Raw genomic sequence first — 17,934 nt, 5'->3', positions numbered from 1 at the left:
CCCTCGGCGTCAGGTGAGGTGCGTCCCCGGCCCGGGCTCGTACGCCATGAGGTCGTCGAGGCCGTAGCCGTACTCGGCGATCTCCGCACCGAAGCGACGGGCGATGAGGGCGCGCTGCACGCCGCCGGGGCGCACCGGACGCCGGTAGGACTCCCAGGCGCGCTCGTAGACGTCGCTCGCGGCCCCGCGCACGGTGTCGGTCGGGATGGGGCCGGTCAGGCCGAGGAAGTCCCGGACCGCCTCGAAGGTCCCCTGCGGGTCCCCGACGAGCTGCTCGTAGCGCACGACGTGGACGTGCTCGAGGTGCGGCAGGTCCTCCCGCAGGATGCGGTGGGCGACGAGCCAGTGCCCGACGAGGTCGGCGAGGCTCGCGAACTTGCGGGGGTCGCGCGAGACGAAGTGCGTCCACTTGCGCGTCGAGAGCGCGACCGTCACCGGGTGCCGCACGACCATGACGAACCGCGCGCCCGGGAAGAGCGCCTGCAGCAGACGGCTCTTGGTCATGTTGGGGGGTGACTTCTCGACGAGACGGTCGCGGCCCAGGTCCCAGTACGGGGTCCAGGCGGCGAGGAGCCGCTCCGCGTTCGCGGGCGTCGCGAGGTCGCTCGCCTCCGTCAGGTGCGCCCGGGGGTCACGCGCGAAGTGGCCCGAGCCACCGTACGTGGTGCCCGGCGGGTAGACCGACTGCAGGTGCTGCCCCTCGTCCTCGATCACGCCGGTCTGCTCGAGGCCGCTCACGTCGGGGTGCTGCCCGAGGATGCGGGCGAAGGGCGTCGTGCCGCTGCGGTGCAACCCCCCGACGAACACGAGCCGGGTCGGGTCCACGGACGGGCCGCCGGTCGGCGGGGTGCTGGGCGCGGGGTCGCTCACTGGGTGATCTCCTCGAGGGCTGACGCGGGGCCGGTGGTGGTGATGAGGACGGGCTGGGCGGTGACGACGGTCGCCGCGGGGCCGGTGGCCCCGACGGCGGCGTCACCGTCGAGGACCTCACCGGTCGTGTCCGGGACGGACGGCAGACGCACCCGGCCGGCGGTGGCCCAAGCGACGACCGTGGGCCGCTCGGCCCCGAAGGTCGCCCCCGCGAGGCCGGGGCGCCGGACGGTCCCCACCGGGGCGCCGTCGGCCGCGGCGCGCGAGATGAGCGCGAAGGCGCTGAAGGCGCCGCGCACGTCGCCCGAGGCCGTGACGAGCCCGTGCAGGTTCTGCCCGAGGCGGCCGTCCGGGTTGTCGAGGAACGGCAGCCAGAGGACCTTGCGCACCCCGGCGCGCAGGGCGATGACGGTCGACTTGACCACCTCGGCGGTGCGCACCGCGGCGTCCGGTGACCGGTTCTCGTCGTAGATGCCGAGCTCCCACAGCTCGACGGGCACGCCCGCGGGGGTGCGTGAGCGGACGGAGGCGAGCACCGCGGGCAGGGCCTGCCACGACTCGTAGAAGTGGACCTGGCGCACCTGGAAGACGCCCTCGCGGAACAGTCCGTCGATGGTGTCGGTGAACCGCACCATCGAGGCCGGTCCCGGACGGGCCAGCTCGGCCCGCAGGCCCGCGACCGTCGTGACGTCGTCAATGGCCGCCTCGCCCCCTCGGGTCCCGAACCGGCGCGCGTAGTACGTCCGGTAGCTCGCCACCGCCTCCGCGTCACGCCCGGCGGCGAGGAGCGACGCGGCGAGGGCGTACCCCGCCCCGGCGCTGCTCACGGCGCCGTCGACGACGAGCGCGTCCGGGTCCGCCGCGTGCACCGCCGTGGCCGCCGCCCGCGCGAGCACCGCGTAGTCCTCCGGCGTCCCGTCCCAGAAGCTCGGGCTGTTGACCTCGTTCTCGACGGCGAACTCCGTGACCCCGAGCGCCGAGTAGCGCCGGACCGCGCGCTCCACGAAGTCCGTGTACACCGCCATGTCCCCCGGCATCGCCGACTCCGTGACGCCCTGTCCCCGTTCGTACCTCGCGGGGCCGGGCGTCGCCCAGCACCGACCGGTGCGCAGCTTGACGAGGCTGCCCACCCCGATGCCGCGGGCCCGCTGGACGAAGGAGTCGGGCACCGACCAGTCGAACCGTCCGCGGGTCGGCTGCACGTCGCAGAGGACGACCTCGACGTAGGTGTGGCCACCCCGGAGCTCGCCGAGCACGGGCCGGAGCCGGTCGAAGTCGCTCCACACCCACTTGGCCCCGAGCGGCGTCGACGTGTGCGTCGACTCGGGGACGGGGGTCGGCGACGGCTCCGGCTCGGTCGTGCACCCGGCGAGGCCGACGAGCAGGGCGAGGACGGCCACGAGGGCGGCGGTCCGGCGGGGGCGGGTCATGGCTGTGACGGTCTCGGTCCTTGTCGTGGACGTGGGTCGACCGCGTCCTCCTGCTGCGTGCGTACGGTGCAGAACCCCTCTGGCGGTGCCGGAGTCCCCACTATAGGTCGCCCCGTCAGCGGTCCACGGCCCTTCCCGGACCTCGGGCGTGGGAGCGCCCCGGCCCCCTGCAGGAGGGCCGGGGCGCTCACGTCGGACCTCAGGGACGCAGGGCCACGCTGATGTTGATGCCCTTGAGCGAGGCCGCGTTGACGACCGCGCTCGCCCCGGGGTCGGTCCCGGCGGAGGAGGGCGCCCCGGCGTCGGACACGAAGGTCGAGTACCGGGTCGTCGAGGTGCCGACGACCGAGCCCCGAGCGGTCTGCCCGCTGCCCGCCGTCCACGTGTCGGTGCCGGTCGAGCGGTCCGCGAAGAACGCCACGACGTAGTCACCGGCCAGCACCTCCTGGGAGGGCGTGCTGTGCGTCGCCGTGCCCGAGTCCGTGCTCGAGGCCGACGCGCCGACCCCGCCGTACCCGCGGTACACGAACAGCTGGGCCGTCGTGCGGCGTGCCACGGGCTGGGTCAGCGTGACCGTGGTCCCCGCGTCGGCGGAGTCCGCCTGCTTGGTCCACACGATCGACGACAGGGCCGTCCCGATGTCGACGCTGCGGACCTGGGTCCACCCGGCCGGGTCGGCCGGCCTCGACGCCGGGTCGCCGACCCAGTGGACGAGCAGCGTGTCGCCCGCCTGGGCCTCCGACGGCACCGCGAGGGACTTGGTGGTCGTCCCCGCGTCGTTCGTCGCGGTCCGGGCCACGAACCCGGTGCCCGCCGGCGGCGCCACCGGCGCCACCGGCTGGGTCACCTGGGCCGAGCTGCCCTTGTCGTCGGTCACCGTGAGGGTGACGGACTTCGTGCCGCCCGAGGTGTAGGTCCGCTCCGCGGTGGCACCGGTGGCGGTGGAGCCGTCACCGAGGTCCCACGCGTAGCTCGCCACGGAGCCGTCGGGGTCGCTGGACGCCGAGGCGTCGAACGAGCACGTCAGGCCGGTGCACGAGGACGTGAACGAGGCCACCGGGGCCTGGTTCGGCGGAGCCGCGCCCTGCGGCATGAGCACGACACTCATCCCGATGCCCTTGAGCGACGGGGCGTTGACGGTCGCGGTGGCTCCACCGGCCGTGCCGTCCGAGGACGGTGCCCCGGCGTCGGACACGAAGGTCGAGTACCGCGTCGTCGAGGTGCCGAGCACCGCACCACGGGCCAGCTGTCCCGCGCCGGCGGTCCACGAGTCGGTCGTCGTGGACCGGTCGGCGAAGAACGACACGACGTAGTCGCCGCTCGTCACCGTGACCGGCGGGGTGAGGTGCGTCGCGGTCCCCGAGTCGGTCGTCGTCTCCGAGGACTCGACGCCGCCGTACCCGCGGTACACGAGCATCTGGACGGTCGTCCGGCGGGCGACCGGCTGGGTCAGCGACACCGTCGTGCCCGCGTCGGACGCCCCGGCCTGCCGGGTCCAGACGATGGCCGCGAGCGAGCTGCCGATGCTCTCGCCCCGCACCCGGGTCCATCCGGACGGGTCGGCCGGCGCGGAGGCCGGGTCACCCACCCAGTGCAGGAGCAGGGTGTCGCCGGAGCGCGCCTCCGCCGGCACCTGGAGCGACTTGGTCGTCGACGCGGCGTCGGTCGTCGCGGAGCGGGCGATGTAGCCCGTCCCGGCCGGCACCTCGACGGGCTCGACCGTCCTCGTCCTCGTGGCGGTGTCACCGGCGTTGTCGGTGACGGTGAGGGTCACGCTCTGCGTGCCCGCTGCCGAGTACGTGTGCTCGACGGTCTGCCCGGTGGCCGTGCTGCCGTCGCCGAAGGTCCACGCCCAGTCGGTCACGAACCCGTCCGGGTCGGACGAGCCCGAGCCGTCGAACGTGCAGGTGAGGCCGGCACAGGTCGAGGTGAACGCCGCCGTCGGCAGCTTGTTCGCGAGCGGGTTGCCGAGGAACAGCGCGCGGCCGTTCCAGTTGCGCCCGCCGGTGCTCGGCCCGTCGACACGGGTCTCCGACCCGGAGGTCGTCGTGCCCGTCCAGTCGACCGACCAGAGGTCGCCGGTGCTGCGCTTGACGAAGTAGAGCTTTCCGCCGGCGACGAACATCCCACCGACATCCGCGAAGCTCATCGTCGAGGAGACGGGCGAGGTGACCGGACCGACGATGCCGCTGTCGGGCGAGAACGGCACGGACCGCAGCGCGGTGCCGCCGTTCGCGTAGTACACCTTGCCGTCCGCGTAGAACATGCCGCGGACCGAGGACAGCTCGCCGTAGAAGTTCGGCGTGTTGCCGTCGTAGGTGCCGCCGCTCCCGTTGGGCCAGTTCATCCACTTCGGGTCGTGGTACGGGTTGACCGCGCTCGGGGTGCCGATGGTGCGGCCGTCGAACGAGGCCGTCATCAGCGTGCTGCCGGTGCCGTAGAACAGCTTGTCACCGACGGTGAAGGCGCCGCGCACGGTCGTCCAGTCGATGCCGGAGGCCGTGAGGTTCTCGGGCCCGGCGGTGGTGCCGTCGAAGCGCCACGACGCGAGGGCGTCGGTCTGCACCGGGCCCGGGGTCGTGTCGGTGCGGACGATCTCGATCGCGTTGACGAGCGGGTTCTCGACGACGTGGGTGAAGTCGATGTTGACGACGCCGTCGCTCGTGATGGCGAACGAGCGCTTCGTGGCGACGTTGTTGCCCGCCTGGCCGGAGAGGTCCAGGTCGTCGAGCTTCAGGGTGCCGTCGATCGACATGTCGAACGCGCGCTGCCCCGCCGCGGAGGTGCAGCTGCACCGGTTGGCGAAGTAGACGTTGACCGACACCGGGACACCGGCGGTCACCGGGAAGGCCCACTGCATCTCCGGGTCCCCGTTGGGGTCCCAGCGCTCGGTGTCGAACAGCGCGCTCGGCACGCTCGAGGGCACCGTGGAGTCGTAGGTGGCGGCGGGGGACCAGCCGGCGGCGTTGCTGCCGGAGTTGCGGTAGGCGCTGTCGGCGCCGTCGTCCGCGGTCCAGTCGGGCCCGGAGTCACCGGATCCGACGGCCGGGCCACCCGCGTTGACGCGGTAGAGGACGTTCGTCGCCGACCCCTGGCCACCGCGGCCGTCGTAGACCGTCGCGGGGAGCGTCGGCGTGGTCGTGGCCGTGGCCGTGTAACCGCCCTGGAAGGGGAAGAAGGCCATCTTCTGGCGCTTGTAGGCCGGGTTGATGCTGATGTAGTCGGTGTCCGACCCCAGCCAGATGCCGTCACGCGCGGCGAGCAGGCCGAAGACGGCGGTCCCGCGCGGCACGCGGCCGGGGTTCCACTTCATCGGGACGCCCGAGAGCGGGTCGACCGCGGAGATGCCCGAGCGCGGCACCGCCCCGGGGGCGGCGTAGTCGTTGCCGAGCGTGTTGTTCATCCAGCGCTGGTGACCGCCGACGAAGACCGCGTAGTCGGTGACCGCGACGGCCCAGATGGTGTCGCCACCGGCCGCCGAGACCCACTCGGGCTTGGCGTCGGAGACGGGGTTCTGGGTCTTCCACTTGACGGCGGTGTCGCAGAGCGTGCCGAGCGCGGGGCCACCGCCGCCACCGGAGCCGATGACGAAGTAGCTGCCGTCGGGCGAGAGCGAGACGGTGCGGACGGTCCAGTCGTTCGCGAAGTTGTAGCAGAGCGGCTTGTAGCCGTTGGTCTGCCACTGGTCGATCGACGACGAGGTCCCGGTGAGGTTGACCTGCACGACCTGGTCACGGTCGAGGCCGTTGGCCTTGCGGAAGTTGCCGATGGCGACGAGCCGGCTGCCGTCCTTGGTGATGTCGATCGACTTGGCGCCGACCGCCTTCTGCACCTGGGTCGGGTCGGTGTTGTGGTGCTCGGTGACGTCGACGCGCAGCGCGTCGGTCAGGGCACCCGTCGTCGGGTTGAGGCTCGCGAGGCCGAGCCGCTGCTGGCCCCCGATCGAGGTGAAGTCACCGGCGATGTAGAGGTTGCCCGCCCGGTACTTGAGGTCCTGGACGGCCTGGTCGATCGTCGGGGGCTTGAAGCCCGCCACCGGGTCCCCGGTCGTCGCGTCGAGGAGGGCCACCTTGTTCAGTGGCGTGCCGTTGACGTTGCGCACGATGCCGGCCACGTAGATCGTCGTGTCCGTCGGGCCCGGGGTGACCGCGTAGACCTGGCCGAGGATGGTCGGGTTGAAGGTCGGGTCGAGCGCGCCGGTCTTGCGGTCGAACGCCGCGACGCCGGAGCGGGCCTGGCCGCCGACCTCGGTGAAGGTCCCGGCCGCGAAGACCTTGTCGCCGACCTCGGCGAACGACATGGCCTTGCTGCCCACGGTGATGCCCGGGGTGGTCGCGGAGGGGATCTCGGACGGCATGGCCCGGGGCGTGGACGGCGGCGAAGCGTCCGGGGTCGCCTGCGCCGGCGTGCTGCTGGCGATCACACCCGTCGCCAGCGTCAGTGCGACGGTCACCACCAAGGATCGCAGTCTCATGGCTTGGTTCCTGCTTTCGTGCTGCCGCCTCGGCGGCTCCGTCGGGCCCTGCGCCCGGTGGTCCTGGTGCTGCTCGGGGGAGACGCCCGCTCGCCGACCGCGGTCAGCGGTTGGCATCGGCGATCATCCCCGCGGCAACGGTGCGGTTGGTGCCCTCGTCGACGAGGACGAAGCCCCCCGTGCTGCGGTTGCGCCCGTAGTCGTCACACATGAGCGGGACGGTGGTGCGCAGCCGAACTCGACCGATCTCGTTGAGCGAGAGGCCGGTCGCCTCCTCGTCGCGGTGAAGCGTGTTCACGTCGAGGCGGTACTGGAGATCCCGGACGACGGCGCGCGCCGTGCGGGTCGTGTGCTTGATCGAGTACTTGCGGCCGACCTGGAAGGGTGCGGTCTCGTCCATCCAGCAGACCATCGCGTCGATGTCCTGGGTGACGGTCGGCATGTTGTGCGGGCGGCACAGCATGTCGCCGCGCGAGATGTCGATCTCGTCCTCGAGCCGGACCGTGACCGACATCGGCGGGTAGGCCTCGTCGACCTCGCCGTCGGCGGTCTCGACGGAGGCGATGCGCGAGGTGAAGCCGGAGGGCAGCACCATGACGTCGTCGCCCTTCTTGAGGACGCCGCCCGCGACCTGCCCGGCGTAGCCGCGGTAGTCGTGGTAGGCGTCCGACTGCGGCCGGATGACGTACTGCACCGGGAAGCGGGTGTCGATGAGGTTGCGGTCGCTCGCCACGTGGACGTTCTCGAGGTGGTGCAGCAGGCTGGCGCCCGTGTACCAGGGCATGTTCTCGGAGCGCTCCACCACGTTGTCGCCGCGGAGCGCCGACACGGGGATGACCTCGAGGTCCGGCACCCGCAGCTTGGTCGCGAAGCCGACGAACTCCTCGCGCAGCCGCTCGAAAACCTCCTGCGAGTAGCCGACCAGGTCCATCTTGTTGACGACGAGGACGAGGTGCGGCACCTGCAGCAGCGTCGCGAGGAACGCGTGGCGCCGGCTCTGCTCGACGAGGCCCTTGCGGGCGTCGACGAGGACCAGCGCGAGGTCGGCGGTCGAGGCGCCGGTCACCATGTTGCGGGTGTACTGGATGTGGCCCGGGGTGTCCGCGATGATGAACTTCCGCTTGGGAGAAGCGAAGTAGCGGTAGGCGACGTCGATCGTGATGCCCTGCTCGCGCTCGGCGCGCAGACCGTCGGTCAGCAGCGCGAGGTTGGTGTAGTCCTCGCCGCGCTCCCGGCTGACGCGCTCGACGGCGTCGATCTGGTCCTGGAAGACCGTCTTGGTGTCGTAGAGCAGGCGCCCGATGAGGGTGCTCTTGCCGTCGTCGACCGACCCGGCGGTCGCGAACCGGAGGATGTCCATCAGAAGTACCCCTCGCGCTTGCGGTCCTCCATGGAGGACTCGCTGAACTTGTCGTCGCCGCGGGTGGCCCCGCGCTCGGTGATGCGGGTGGAGGCCACCTCGTCGATGACGGCGGCGACCGTGTCGGCGTCGCTCTCGACGGCGGCGGTCAGGCTGGCGTCACCGACCGTGCGGTAGCGGACCCGCCGCGTCTCGACGACCTCGCCGTCGCGCGGGCGGATGAACTCGTTGACGGCGTAGAGCATCCCGCCGCGGTCGACGACGTCACGCTCGTGCGCGAAGTAGATCGACGGCAGGTCGATGCCGTCCTGCTCGATGTAGTGCCAGATGTCCAGCTCGGTCCAGTTCGAGAGCGGGAAGACCCGGATGCTCTCGCCCGGGTGGATCCGGCTGTTGAAGAGGTTCCACAGCTCCGGGCGCTGGTTCTTCGGGTCCCACTGACCGAAGTCGTCGCGGAAGGAGAAGATCCGCTCCTTGGCCCGGGCCTTGTCCTCGTCACGACGGGCGCCGCCGAAGACGGCGGTGTAGCCGCCCTTGTCGAGCGCGTCGAGGAGGACCGGGGTCTGGATCCGGTTGCGGGTGCCGTCCGGCGGCTCGGTGACCGACCCGTTGTCGACGGCCTCCTGCACCGACGCGACGACGAGGTTGACGCCGAGCTCACGCACCCGCCGGTCGCGGTACTCGAGGACCTCGGGGAAGTTGTGCCCGGTGTCGACGTGGAGGACCGAGAAGGGGATGCGGGCCGGGCGGAAGGCCCGCTCGGCGAGCCGCAGCATGACGATGGAGTCCTTGCCCCCGGAGAAGAGGAGGACGGGTCGCTCGAACTCGGCGACGACCTCCCGGATGATGTAGATCGCCTCGGCCTCGAGGGCCTGGAGGTGGCTCAGCTGGTACTGGCTGCTCATGACGCGGGCTGGTCCTTCTCGATGGTGCGGATGGCGTCCAGCAGCGTCGTTGCCACCTCGGGACGAGCTATGACGAGGTCCGGGAGGAGGGGGTCCTCGCGGTTGTAAGTGAGGGCCGAGCCGTCGATGCGGCTCGTGTGCAACCCGGCCGCCTCCGCGACGGCGACCGGTGCCGCGGAGTCCCACTCGTACTGCCCACCGGCGTGGACGTACGCGTCGACCACACCGTCGACGACGGCGGTGGCCTTGATGCCGGCCGACCCCATCGGGACGAGCTCGGCGTCCAGGTGCTCCGCCAGCCGCGTCACGAACGCCGGCGGGCGCGAACGGCTCACCGCGAGGCGCAGCCGCCCGGCAGCGCGCTCGGGGACGACGGGCGGCGCGTCGGTCGCGAGGACGTCCCCGCGGGCCGGCCGCGCCACCGCTCCGGCGACGAGCCGGTCGGCCTCCCAGAGCGCCACGTGCACCGCCCAGTCGTCACGCGGCACCTCACCGAACTCGCGGGTGCCGTCGAGCGGGTCGACGATCCACACCCGCTCGGCGGCCAGCCGCGCCGCGCCGTCGGGGCTCTCCTCGCTGAGGACGCCGTCCTGGGGGCGCAGGATGCGCAGCTCCTCGAGCAGCAGCTCGTTGGAGCGCCGGTCGCCCTCGGCGCGCAGGTCCGCGGCCTCGCCGGACCAGCCCTCGCGCAGGTCCAGCAGCAGCCGGCCGGCCCGCTCGGCCAGCCCGCGGGCCAGCGCGTGGTCGGACTCCGACTCGGTCCCGGCCACCGTGGCCGGCATCAGTAGGCCCCCCGACCCTCGAGGACGGCCTTGGCCGTGCGGACGAGGATCTGCGCGTCGAGCGCGAGCGACCAGTTGTCGACGTACCAGAGGTCGAGACGCACCGAGTCGACCCACGAGAGGTCGCTGCGTCCGGAGACCTGCCACAGGCCGGTCATGCCGGGCCGGACGCGGAGGCGGCGCACGGCGTCACTCTCGTAGCGGTCGACCTCGTCGCGCAGCGGCGGGCGGGGCCCGACCAGCGACATCTCGCCGCGGACGACGTTGATCAGCTGCGGCAGCTCGTCGAGCGAGAAGCGGCGCAGCAGCGTGCCGACCTTGGTCACGCGGGGGTCGGTGCGCATCTTGAAGAGCACGCCGTTGCCGTCGCTGAGCATCTCGAGGCCCGCCAGGTGACGGTCGGCGTCGACGACCATCGTGCGGAACTTGTACATCGAGAAGACGCGACCTCCCTCGCCGACGCGCTCCTGCCGGAAGAACGCCGGGCCGGGCGAGTCACGGCGCACCATCACCGCGAGGGTGATGAGGACGGGCGACAGCGCGAGGAGCGCGAGGGCGCCGAGGATGCGGTCGGCCGCCAGCTTGGTCGTGTAGCGCCAGCCGCTCTGGACCGGGCGCTCGACGTGCAACATCGGTAGACCCGCCGCGCGGCGCATCGTGAGGCGCGGCCCGGCGACCTCGACGACGCCGGGGGCGACGAGGAGGTCGACGTCGCGCTGCTCGAGGGCCCAGCCCAGGCGCCGCAGCGCGTGGCCGGACATCGTCGGGCTGCTCGCGACCGCGACGGCGCTCGCACCGAGCCGGTCGACGACGCTCAGCGCGTCGGCCTCGGTGCCGAGGACGGCCACACCGCGGTCGTGCCGCAGCGCGTGGTCCTGCGGGTCCGGCACGCAGACCCCGAGGACCTTCATCCCCGTCGTCATCGGGTCCTGCTCGATGCGGTGCGCGACCTCGAGCGCGGCTCGGGCGTCGCCGACGACGACTGTGGGGCGCAGGCTGCGCCCCTGGAGGCGAGCACGCGCCAGCCGGCGCCTCAGGGCGTAGCGCCCCACGAGAGTCGTGGCGGTCATCACCGGGACGGAGAGGAACAGCGTGCCGCGCGAGAACTCCAGCTGGAGGGCGAAGGACGCGAAGGCCACGAGGGCCACGAGCCCCACCGCCGAGCGGGTCACCGCGCGGTACTCCTCGGTGCCGGCCCCGACGTAGCGCGTGGCGTAGGCACCGTTGTGTGCGAGCACCAGGAGCCAGGCGAGCGCGACGACGACGAGCGTCAGCCGTGCGGACTCCACCTGCCCCGGGATGGTCTGCCCCGAGCCGAGCAGCGCGTTCCGGCCGAGGAGGCCGACGACGACGCCGCACAGCGCGGCCAGCGCGTCGACCGCGATGACGGCCCGGCGGTGCTTCTTCTCCCAGGAGGCCAGACCGGCCCTGACCTGGGCGTGGCCGAAAGAGGCCAGATCAATGTGTGGGACGCGCGTCGGTGACACCGAGGAACGTCCATGAGTTTCCTGAGCAATGCTCATCGAACCGTCGACCCCTGCAAATCGAACGTGATTCGAAGAGCGACGATGGCGTCGGCCCCTGCTACCGGACAGCCACCTTCGTCGTTCCTCACGTCGCGGCCGGCCCTGCTTCCGGTCGTGACGTCTGGGGTGGACTCTAGCGCTTGCCCCGGACCCCCCGCAGACGTTTCGTGAAAGTTCACTGACCGGAACTTGACGAAACCCTGATCCGGGACGGGCGCCCTCCGCGGCGGGTCAGCGCGGCGCGTGGACCCGCTGCTGGGCCTCGAGCAGCCCGAGCGTGACGAGCTGCTCGACGGCGTCGGCGGCGTCGTCGAGGAGGAACGGCAGCTCCTTGCGCTCCGTCGGCGAGAAGTCACGCAGCACGAAGTCGGCGGGGTCCATCCGTCCCGGCGGACGGCCGATGCCCACCCTGACGCGGTGGTAGTCCTTGGTGCCGAGCGACGACGAGATCGACCGCAGCCCGTTGTGACCGCCTTCTCCCCCACCGCGTTTCAGCCGCACGGACCCGGCGTCGATGTCGAGCTCGTCGTGCACCACGACGAGCCGCTCGGCGGGCACGGAGAAGAACGACAGCAGCGCCTTGACCGGGCCGCCGGACTCGTTCATGTAGCACGACGGGACGGCGACGACGGCCGACGGACCGGGCACCCCGCCCGGGCCGGTGCCGAGGCGCACCTGGGCGGCGGTGGCGCGCGCCTTGTGGGTGCGCAGGGTGTCGCCCGAGCGGCGGGCCAGCTCCTCGACCACCATCGCGCCGACGTTGTGGCGGTTGCCCGCGTAGCGCGGACCGGGGTTGCCGAGTCCGACGACGAGCCAGGGTCCGGTGTCCGTCACGGGGTCGATTCTGCCATCCGCGCCGCGGACGCCGACGGGGCCCGGTCCGTGCGGACCGGGCCCCGTGCGGGACGTGCGAGCGGAGCTCAGGACTCGTCGGAGCCCTCGCCCTCGGCGGACTCGTCGTCGGAGGACTCGGCGCTCTCGGCGGCCTCGTCCTCGGACTCCTCGCGCTCGATGCCGGCCTCGGCCTCGGCCTCCTCGAGCTCGGCCTCGAGCTCCTCGGCCGTCACCTGGGCGGTGACGTTGACGACGAGGGCCTCGGGGTCGGTGACCAGCGTGGCGCCGGCCGGGAGGGTCAGGTCGCTCGCGAGGACCTGGGTGCCGACCTGGGCGCCCTCGACGGAGTGGACGACGCTCTCGGGGATGTTCGTGGCCTCGACCTCGAGCTCGACCGTGCCCATGACGGTGGTGACGACGGTCTCCGGCGCGGCCTCGCCCTCGACGTGGACGGCGACCTCGACGGTGACCTTCTCGCCGCGGCGGACGACGACGAGGTCGACGTGCTCGATGACCGGCTTGATCGGGTCGCGCTGCACGTCCTTGGCGAGCGCGAGGTGCTCCTTGCCGTCGATGACGAGCGTCAGGAGGGCGTTGGTGTGCTTGAGCGCGAGCATCGACTCGTGGCCCGGCAGGGTGATGTGGACCGGCTCGGTGCCGTGGCCGTACATGACGGCGGGGATCTTGTGGTCGCGGCGGATCTTGCGGGCCGCGCCCTTGCCGAACTGGGTGCGCTGCTCGGCGACGAGCTTCGTGACGTCGGACATCGGGTACTCCTGGGGTGGATCGGGAAGCTGAACGGTGCGTCCTCGACGCGGGGCGTGGCACCGGACCGGCGCGCGAACGGCCCGCGGACCACCCCAGGGGGGTCTGCGCACCGCCAGCGTCGATCACGGAGGTCGCGGGCCCTGCGGCCCGGCCGGACCACTGCGTCCGGTGCGACGTCCCTCGCCGAGGCAACCCCGAGAGTCTAGGCGACGGGAGTGGGTAGGTCGAAATCGGCGTCCCGGCCCCGCCCCGCCTCCTCCTGCCGCCGCTCCCCGACGCGCACCGCGGCGACCCCGGCGAGCACGACGAGACCACCGACGAGCTGCCACGGACCGGGCAGCTCGCCGAGGACGAGCCACGCGAAGAGCACGGCGAAGAGCACCTCGGTGAGGCCGACGAACGAGGCGAGGGTCGAACCGAGGTGGCGTGCCCCGAGCACACCGAGGACGTAGGCGACGGCCGCGGCCACGACGACGAGCTCGGCGAGGGCGACCCACGCCGGCACGCTCGCGCCGGCGACGTCGACGCGTCCGGCTCCCACCTTCATCGGGAGCACGCCCGTGCCGCCGAGGACGGCGAGCACGACCGCGCCGGCCGAGAGGCCGAGGGCGGCGAAGGTGAACGGGGGCAGCGTCGTTTCGCGCGCGGCGAGGACGTAGTGCCCGGCGAGCCCGGCCGCCGCGAGCAGGCCCCACGCGACGCCGACGAGGTCGGGCGTCCGCTGCCCGGTGACGTCGAGGACGAGCGCCAGCCCGGTGAGGGCCAGGACGATGCCGAGACCGGTGAGCCGGTGCGGCGCCCGCCGGGTGAGGAGCCAGACCCACAGGACGACGAGGACGATGCCGAGGTACTCGATGAGCAGGGCGACGCCGACGGCCAGCCGCTCGACGGCCTGGAAGTAGCCCAGCTGGGCGGCGGCCACCGCGAGGCAGCCGTAGGCGCCGACGAGGGGGAGCTCGCGCCGCACCTCGCGGAGCCGGTGACGCACCTGCCACAGCCCGACGGGCAGGAGGAGCACCGCGGCCCCGGCGATGCGCAGCAGCACGACGGCCCCCGGCGACCAGCCGGCCCCGATGAGCGACTTCGCGAACGGCCCCGACGTGCCGAACGCGGCGCTCGAGAGGAGCAGCGCGACGAGCCCGACCCCGACGTGCCGACGGACCGCCTCGACCATCCCGCTGCCTCCTGCGCCCGGACCCCTCGCCCGGCGCCCACCGGGATGTCAGGAGTCAACTGCTATGTTGCACCTGACAGTAGGGCCGCGACCTGTCAGGAGTCAAGATGGTTTTCACCCATGACACGGACCTCGTGCTGCGGCACGCGGCGGCCCTGGTCAACACCGCACCCGGGCACGGGTCGAGCGAGGACGAGGACCTGCCGGACGTCGCGGCCGTCCTCGCGTGGATGGACGCGTGGCAGTGGAGCGGCGGCCGGCCCGACGGCCCCGACGAGGTCGGCGCCCTCCACCGCGTCCGGGCCCGCATCGAGCGGCTGTGGACCGCCCCGCTCGCCGAGCAGGTCACCGAGGTCAACGCCCTGCTCGCCGACGCCGGCGCGACGCCCCGGCTCGTCGAGCACGACGGCCAGGGCTGGCACGTCCACGCGACCGACGACGACGCCCCGTTCGCCGAGCGCGTCGCCGTCGAGCTCGCGATGGCGATGGTCGACGTCATCCGCGCCGACGAGCGCGAACGGCTCGCGGTCTGCTCGGCCGACGACTGCGACGACGTCTACGTCGACCTCTCGCGCAACCGGTCGCGCAAGTTCTGCGACGGCACGTGCGGCACCCGCGCCAACGTCGCCGCCTACCGTGCCCGCCGGGCGGCCGCCGGGTCCTGACCCGGCCGGCGCCCGCGGGGGGAGGCTCAGGCGCGGCCGCCGAAGAGGCTCGTGACCGAGCCGTCCTCGAAGACCTCCTTGACCGCGGCGCTGATGAGCGGCGCGATCGAGAGCGTCGTCAGCCCCTCGAACTCCTTCTCGGGCGCGATGGGCAGCGTGTTGGTCACGATGACCTCGCGGGCCGCGCACGCCTCGAGGCGCTCGACCGCCGGCTCCGAGAGGATCGCGTGCGTCGCGGCGATGACGACGTCCTTGGCGCCGTCGGCCATCAGCGCGTCGGCGGCCTTGGTGATGGTGCCGCCGGTGTCGATCATGTCGTCGACGAGGACGCAGACCCGGCCGCGCACGTCACCGACGACGCGGTTGGCGACGGTCTCGTTCGGCCGGTTGATGTCGCGCGTCTTGTGGATGAAGGCCAGCGGCGCGCCGCCGAGCCGCTTGGACCACTGTTCGGCGACCTTGATGCGGCCGGCGTCCGGCGAGACGACCGCGAGGTCCTCGTCGCCGTACCTGCGCGCCACGTACTCCGAGAGCACGGGGATGGCCATGAGGTGGTCGACGGGGCCGTCGAAGAAGCCCTGGATCTGGTCGGTGTGGAGGTCGACGCAGATGAGGCGGTCGGCACCGGCCGTGCGGAACATGTCGGCGACGAGGCGCGCGCTGATCGGCTCACGGCCACGGTGCTTCTTGTCCTGGCGGGCGTAGCCGTAGAACGGCATGACGACCGTGATGCGCTTGGCGCTGGCCCGCTTGAGCGCGTCCACCATGAGCAGGTGCTCCATGATGTTCTCGTTGATCGGGCTCGTGTGGCTCTGAATGACGAAGGCGTCCGAGCCGCGCACCGACTCCTCGAAGCGCACGTAGATCTCGCCGTTCGCGAAGTCGTACGCGCTCGTCGGCACGAGCTCGGTGCCGAGCTGCGCGGCGACCTCCTGCGCCAGGCCGGGGTTGGCCCGGCCCGAGAAGACCATGAGCTGCTTCTTCGGCCGCTTGCGGATGTTGGCCGAGGGGGGACGGTTGCTGCTGCTCACGAGGTGGGGCCCTCCGGGGTGGGGTCGGTGTCCGTGCTCTGCTCGGCGGCGCGGGCGCGCGCGGCGGCCTGCGCGGTGCGGGTGCCGGCGCGGGCGCGCTCGACCCATCCGTCGACGTTGCGCTGGCGCCCCCGGGCCACGGCGATCTGCCCCGGCGCGACGTCCCCGGTCAGCGCGCTGCCCGCCGCGACGTAGGCCCCGTCGGCGACGTGCACCGGGCTGACGACGACCGACTGCGAGCCGACGAAGCTGTGCGCCCCGATCGTCGTGTGGTGCTTGGCGACGCCGTCGTAGTTGGCGAAGATCGTGCCGGCGCCGATGTTCGCGCCCTCGCCGATCGTCACGTCGCCGGCGTAGGTGAGGTGGGGGACCTTGGCCCCCTCGCCGATGTCGGCGTTCTTCGTCTCGACGAAGCCGCCGATCTTGCCGTGCGCCCCGAGGCGCGTCCCGGGCCGCAGGTAGGAGTACGGGCCGACCGTGGCGCCGTCGCCGACGACGGCGAGGTTCGCGACGGCGCGGGTGACCTCGGCCCCCTCCCCCACCTCGGTGTCGGTGAGCGTGACCTCCGGGCCGATGACGGAGCCGGCGCCGATGCTCGTCGCGCCGAGCAGCTGCGTGCCCGGCAGGATCGTCGCGTCCCGGCCGATCGTCACGTCGACGTCGACCCACGTGGTCGCCGGGTCGACGATCGTCACGCCGGCGCGCATGTGCCGCTCGCAGACCCGGCGGTTGAGGACCCGCCCGAGCTCGGCCAGCTGGACGCGGTCGTTGACGCCCTCGGTCTGCCACGGGTCGTCGACGACGTGCGCGCTGACGACGCGGCCGGCCTCGTGGGCGATCTGCACAACGTCGGTCAGGTACTTCTCGCCCTGCGCGTTGTCGGTGCCGACCTGCGCGAGCGCCTCGCGCAGCAGCGCGGCGTCGAAGGCGTAGATGCCCGAGTTGATCTCGGTGAGGGCGCGCTCGGCCTCGCTCGCGTCCTTGTGCTCGACGATGCGCGCGACGTGTCCGTCGGCGTCGCGGACGATGCGGCCGTAGCCGGTGGGGTCCTCGAGGTGGGCCGTGATGACGGACACCGCGCTGCCCGAGGACGTGTGCGCCTCGGTGAGGGCGACGAGCGTCTCGCCGGTGAGCAGCGGCACGTCCCCGTAGGTGACGAGCACGGTGCCGTCGAGGTCGGCGGGCAGGACCTCGAGCCCGCACTCGACCGCCCGGCCGGTGCCCTTGACGTCGTCCTGGTCGGCGATGAGGAGCCCGGCGTCGAAGCCGGAGCAGAACTCGACGACCCGGTCGCGCTCGTGGCGCACGACGACCGACACGTGCTCGGCGGCGGTGGCCCGCGCCGCCCGGACGGCGTGCCCGAGGAGGGTCGTGCCCCCGATGCGGTGGAGGACCTTGGGGGTCGAGGACTTCATCCGCGTCCCCTCGCCTGCGGCGAGGACGATGACGGCGGCCGGTCGAGTCGCGTTCACGCGCTGTGCTCCAGGTGAGGTCGGTGCCACGGGCCGGGCGCCATGCTACCGCCGGGCGGGAGGGACCCCGCCCGCCAGGGTGACCCGGCCCGCCGGTCCCTCAGCCCCGGCCCCGGTCGGCGCGCGAGGTGCCGAGACCCGGCCGGCCGGCGCTCCCGGCCGCCCGGACCGCGGCCCAGCCGGCGCGCTCCAGCCCGGTCTGCGGCTCACCCGAGATGCGCGGGGGCATGACGACCACCGGGCAGGGCGCGGCGTAGACGAGCCGGTGGGCGAACAGCGGCGCGGACGCGAGCGAGCGGGGCGCGTCGACGACGAGCAGGTCCGCGTTTTCGGCCGCGTCGAGGAGGGCCCTGCGCCGGTCGCCGCGCACGACGCGGACGTCGACGTCGTGGCCCTCGCCGAGCACGGAGCCGACGTCGGCGGCGAGGCGCGCCATCGCGTCGTGCTCGGTGTCGGTGACGCTCGCCACGCGGGAGGCGGTGGTCCCGGAGGGGGTGGCCTGCGGGTTGGGGGTGCGCCAGGCCCGCACGGCGACGACCCTCCCGCCGTGCGCGCGGGCCTGCTTGTGGGCCCAGCGCAGGGCGGTCGGCGAGCTCGACCGCGGGCTGACCCCGACGATGACGGTGTACACGTGCTCGGTCAT

Annotated in this window: 14 protein-coding genes; 1 reads left to right on the top strand and 13 read right to left on the bottom strand. The window is 72.9% G+C overall.

Annotated features, from left to right (window positions below; all coding sequences use genetic code 11):
* Positions 1-9: 9 nt before the first annotated feature.
* The 10 genes from LG324_RS06515 to LG324_RS06470 all read right to left on the bottom strand — a co-directional run bounded on the left by LG324_RS06515 (position 10) and on the right by LG324_RS06470 (position 14,123).
* Complete coding sequence (locus tag LG324_RS06515) at positions 10-870, bottom strand: sulfotransferase family protein (RefSeq protein WP_404352596.1); 861 nt, start codon at positions 868-870, stop codon at positions 10-12.
* A complete protein-coding gene (locus LG324_RS06510) occupies positions 867-2,300 on the bottom strand; it encodes a hypothetical protein (RefSeq protein WP_404352595.1) in 1,434 nt (477 codons plus the stop codon). The genes LG324_RS06515 and LG324_RS06510 overlap by 4 nt, the downstream gene beginning before the upstream one ends.
* Before the next feature lie 199 nt (positions 2,301-2,499).
* Complete coding sequence (locus LG324_RS06505) at positions 2,500-6,657, bottom strand: PKD domain-containing protein (RefSeq protein ID WP_404352594.1); 4,158 nt, start codon at positions 6,655-6,657, stop codon at positions 2,500-2,502.
* 220 nt (positions 6,658-6,877) lie between these two features.
* Positions 6,878-8,134, bottom strand: coding sequence for a sulfate adenylyltransferase subunit 1 (locus LG324_RS06500; protein ID WP_404352593.1), 1,257 nt, complete (start codon positions 8,132-8,134; stop codon positions 6,878-6,880).
* On the bottom strand, positions 8,134-9,039 hold the full coding sequence (gene cysD / locus LG324_RS06495) for a sulfate adenylyltransferase subunit CysD (RefSeq protein ID WP_404352591.1): 906 nt from the start codon (positions 9,037-9,039) through the stop codon (positions 8,134-8,136). The genes LG324_RS06500 and cysD overlap by 1 nt, the downstream gene beginning before the upstream one ends.
* Entirely contained in the window at positions 9,036-9,821 is a 786-nt protein-coding gene (locus tag LG324_RS06490; protein ID WP_404352590.1) for a 3'(2'),5'-bisphosphate nucleotidase CysQ, read from the bottom strand. The genes cysD and LG324_RS06490 overlap by 4 nt, the downstream gene beginning before the upstream one ends.
* The gene (locus LG324_RS06485; RefSeq protein WP_404352588.1) at positions 9,821-11,308 is read right to left on the bottom strand and encodes a sugar transferase; all 1,488 of its coding nucleotides are present in this window, start codon (positions 11,306-11,308) and stop codon (positions 9,821-9,823) included. The genes LG324_RS06490 and LG324_RS06485 overlap by 1 nt, the downstream gene beginning before the upstream one ends.
* Positions 11,309-11,578: 270 nt before the next feature.
* Positions 11,579-12,181, bottom strand: a complete 603-nt coding sequence (pth, locus tag LG324_RS06480) for an aminoacyl-tRNA hydrolase (RefSeq protein ID WP_404352587.1) — start codon at positions 12,179-12,181, stop codon at positions 11,579-11,581.
* Between the two features lie 86 nt (positions 12,182-12,267).
* Positions 12,268-12,948: a 50S ribosomal protein L25/general stress protein Ctc gene (locus tag LG324_RS06475; protein WP_404352586.1), complete on the bottom strand. Its 681-nt coding sequence runs from the start codon at positions 12,946-12,948 to the stop codon at positions 12,268-12,270.
* A 203-nt stretch (positions 12,949-13,151) separates the two neighbouring features.
* Positions 13,152-14,123: an EamA family transporter gene (locus LG324_RS06470; RefSeq protein ID WP_404352585.1), complete on the bottom strand. Its 972-nt coding sequence runs from the start codon at positions 14,121-14,123 to the stop codon at positions 13,152-13,154.
* 107 nt (positions 14,124-14,230) lie between these two features.
* Here LG324_RS06470 and LG324_RS06465 point away from each other — a divergent pair, with 107 nt between their 5' ends.
* Positions 14,231-14,788, top strand: a complete 558-nt coding sequence (locus LG324_RS06465; protein ID WP_030528908.1) for a CGNR zinc finger domain-containing protein — start codon at positions 14,231-14,233, stop codon at positions 14,786-14,788.
* Between the two features lie 26 nt (positions 14,789-14,814).
* Here LG324_RS06465 and LG324_RS06460 read toward each other — a convergent pair whose 3' ends face one another.
* The 3 genes from LG324_RS06460 to LG324_RS06450 form a co-directional block, all read right to left on the bottom strand.
* On the bottom strand, positions 14,815-15,759 hold the full coding sequence (locus tag LG324_RS06460) for a ribose-phosphate diphosphokinase (protein WP_404353129.1): 945 nt from the start codon (positions 15,757-15,759) through the stop codon (positions 14,815-14,817).
* 56 nt (positions 15,760-15,815) lie between these two features.
* Entirely contained in the window at positions 15,816-17,291 is a 1,476-nt protein-coding gene (gene glmU / locus LG324_RS06455) for a bifunctional UDP-N-acetylglucosamine diphosphorylase/glucosamine-1-phosphate N-acetyltransferase GlmU (RefSeq protein ID WP_404352584.1), read from the bottom strand.
* 100 nt (positions 17,292-17,391) lie between these two features.
* Entirely contained in the window at positions 17,392-17,934 is a 543-nt protein-coding gene (locus tag LG324_RS06450) for a universal stress protein (protein WP_404352583.1), read from the bottom strand.

Source organism: Phycicoccus jejuensis, assembly GCF_044797865.1.
GTDB lineage: Bacteria > Actinomycetota > Actinomycetes > Actinomycetales > Dermatophilaceae > Phycicoccus > Phycicoccus jejuensis.
The sequence above is the reverse complement of the archived record's forward strand: the minus strand, read 5'-3'. Positions and strand labels throughout refer to the sequence as shown.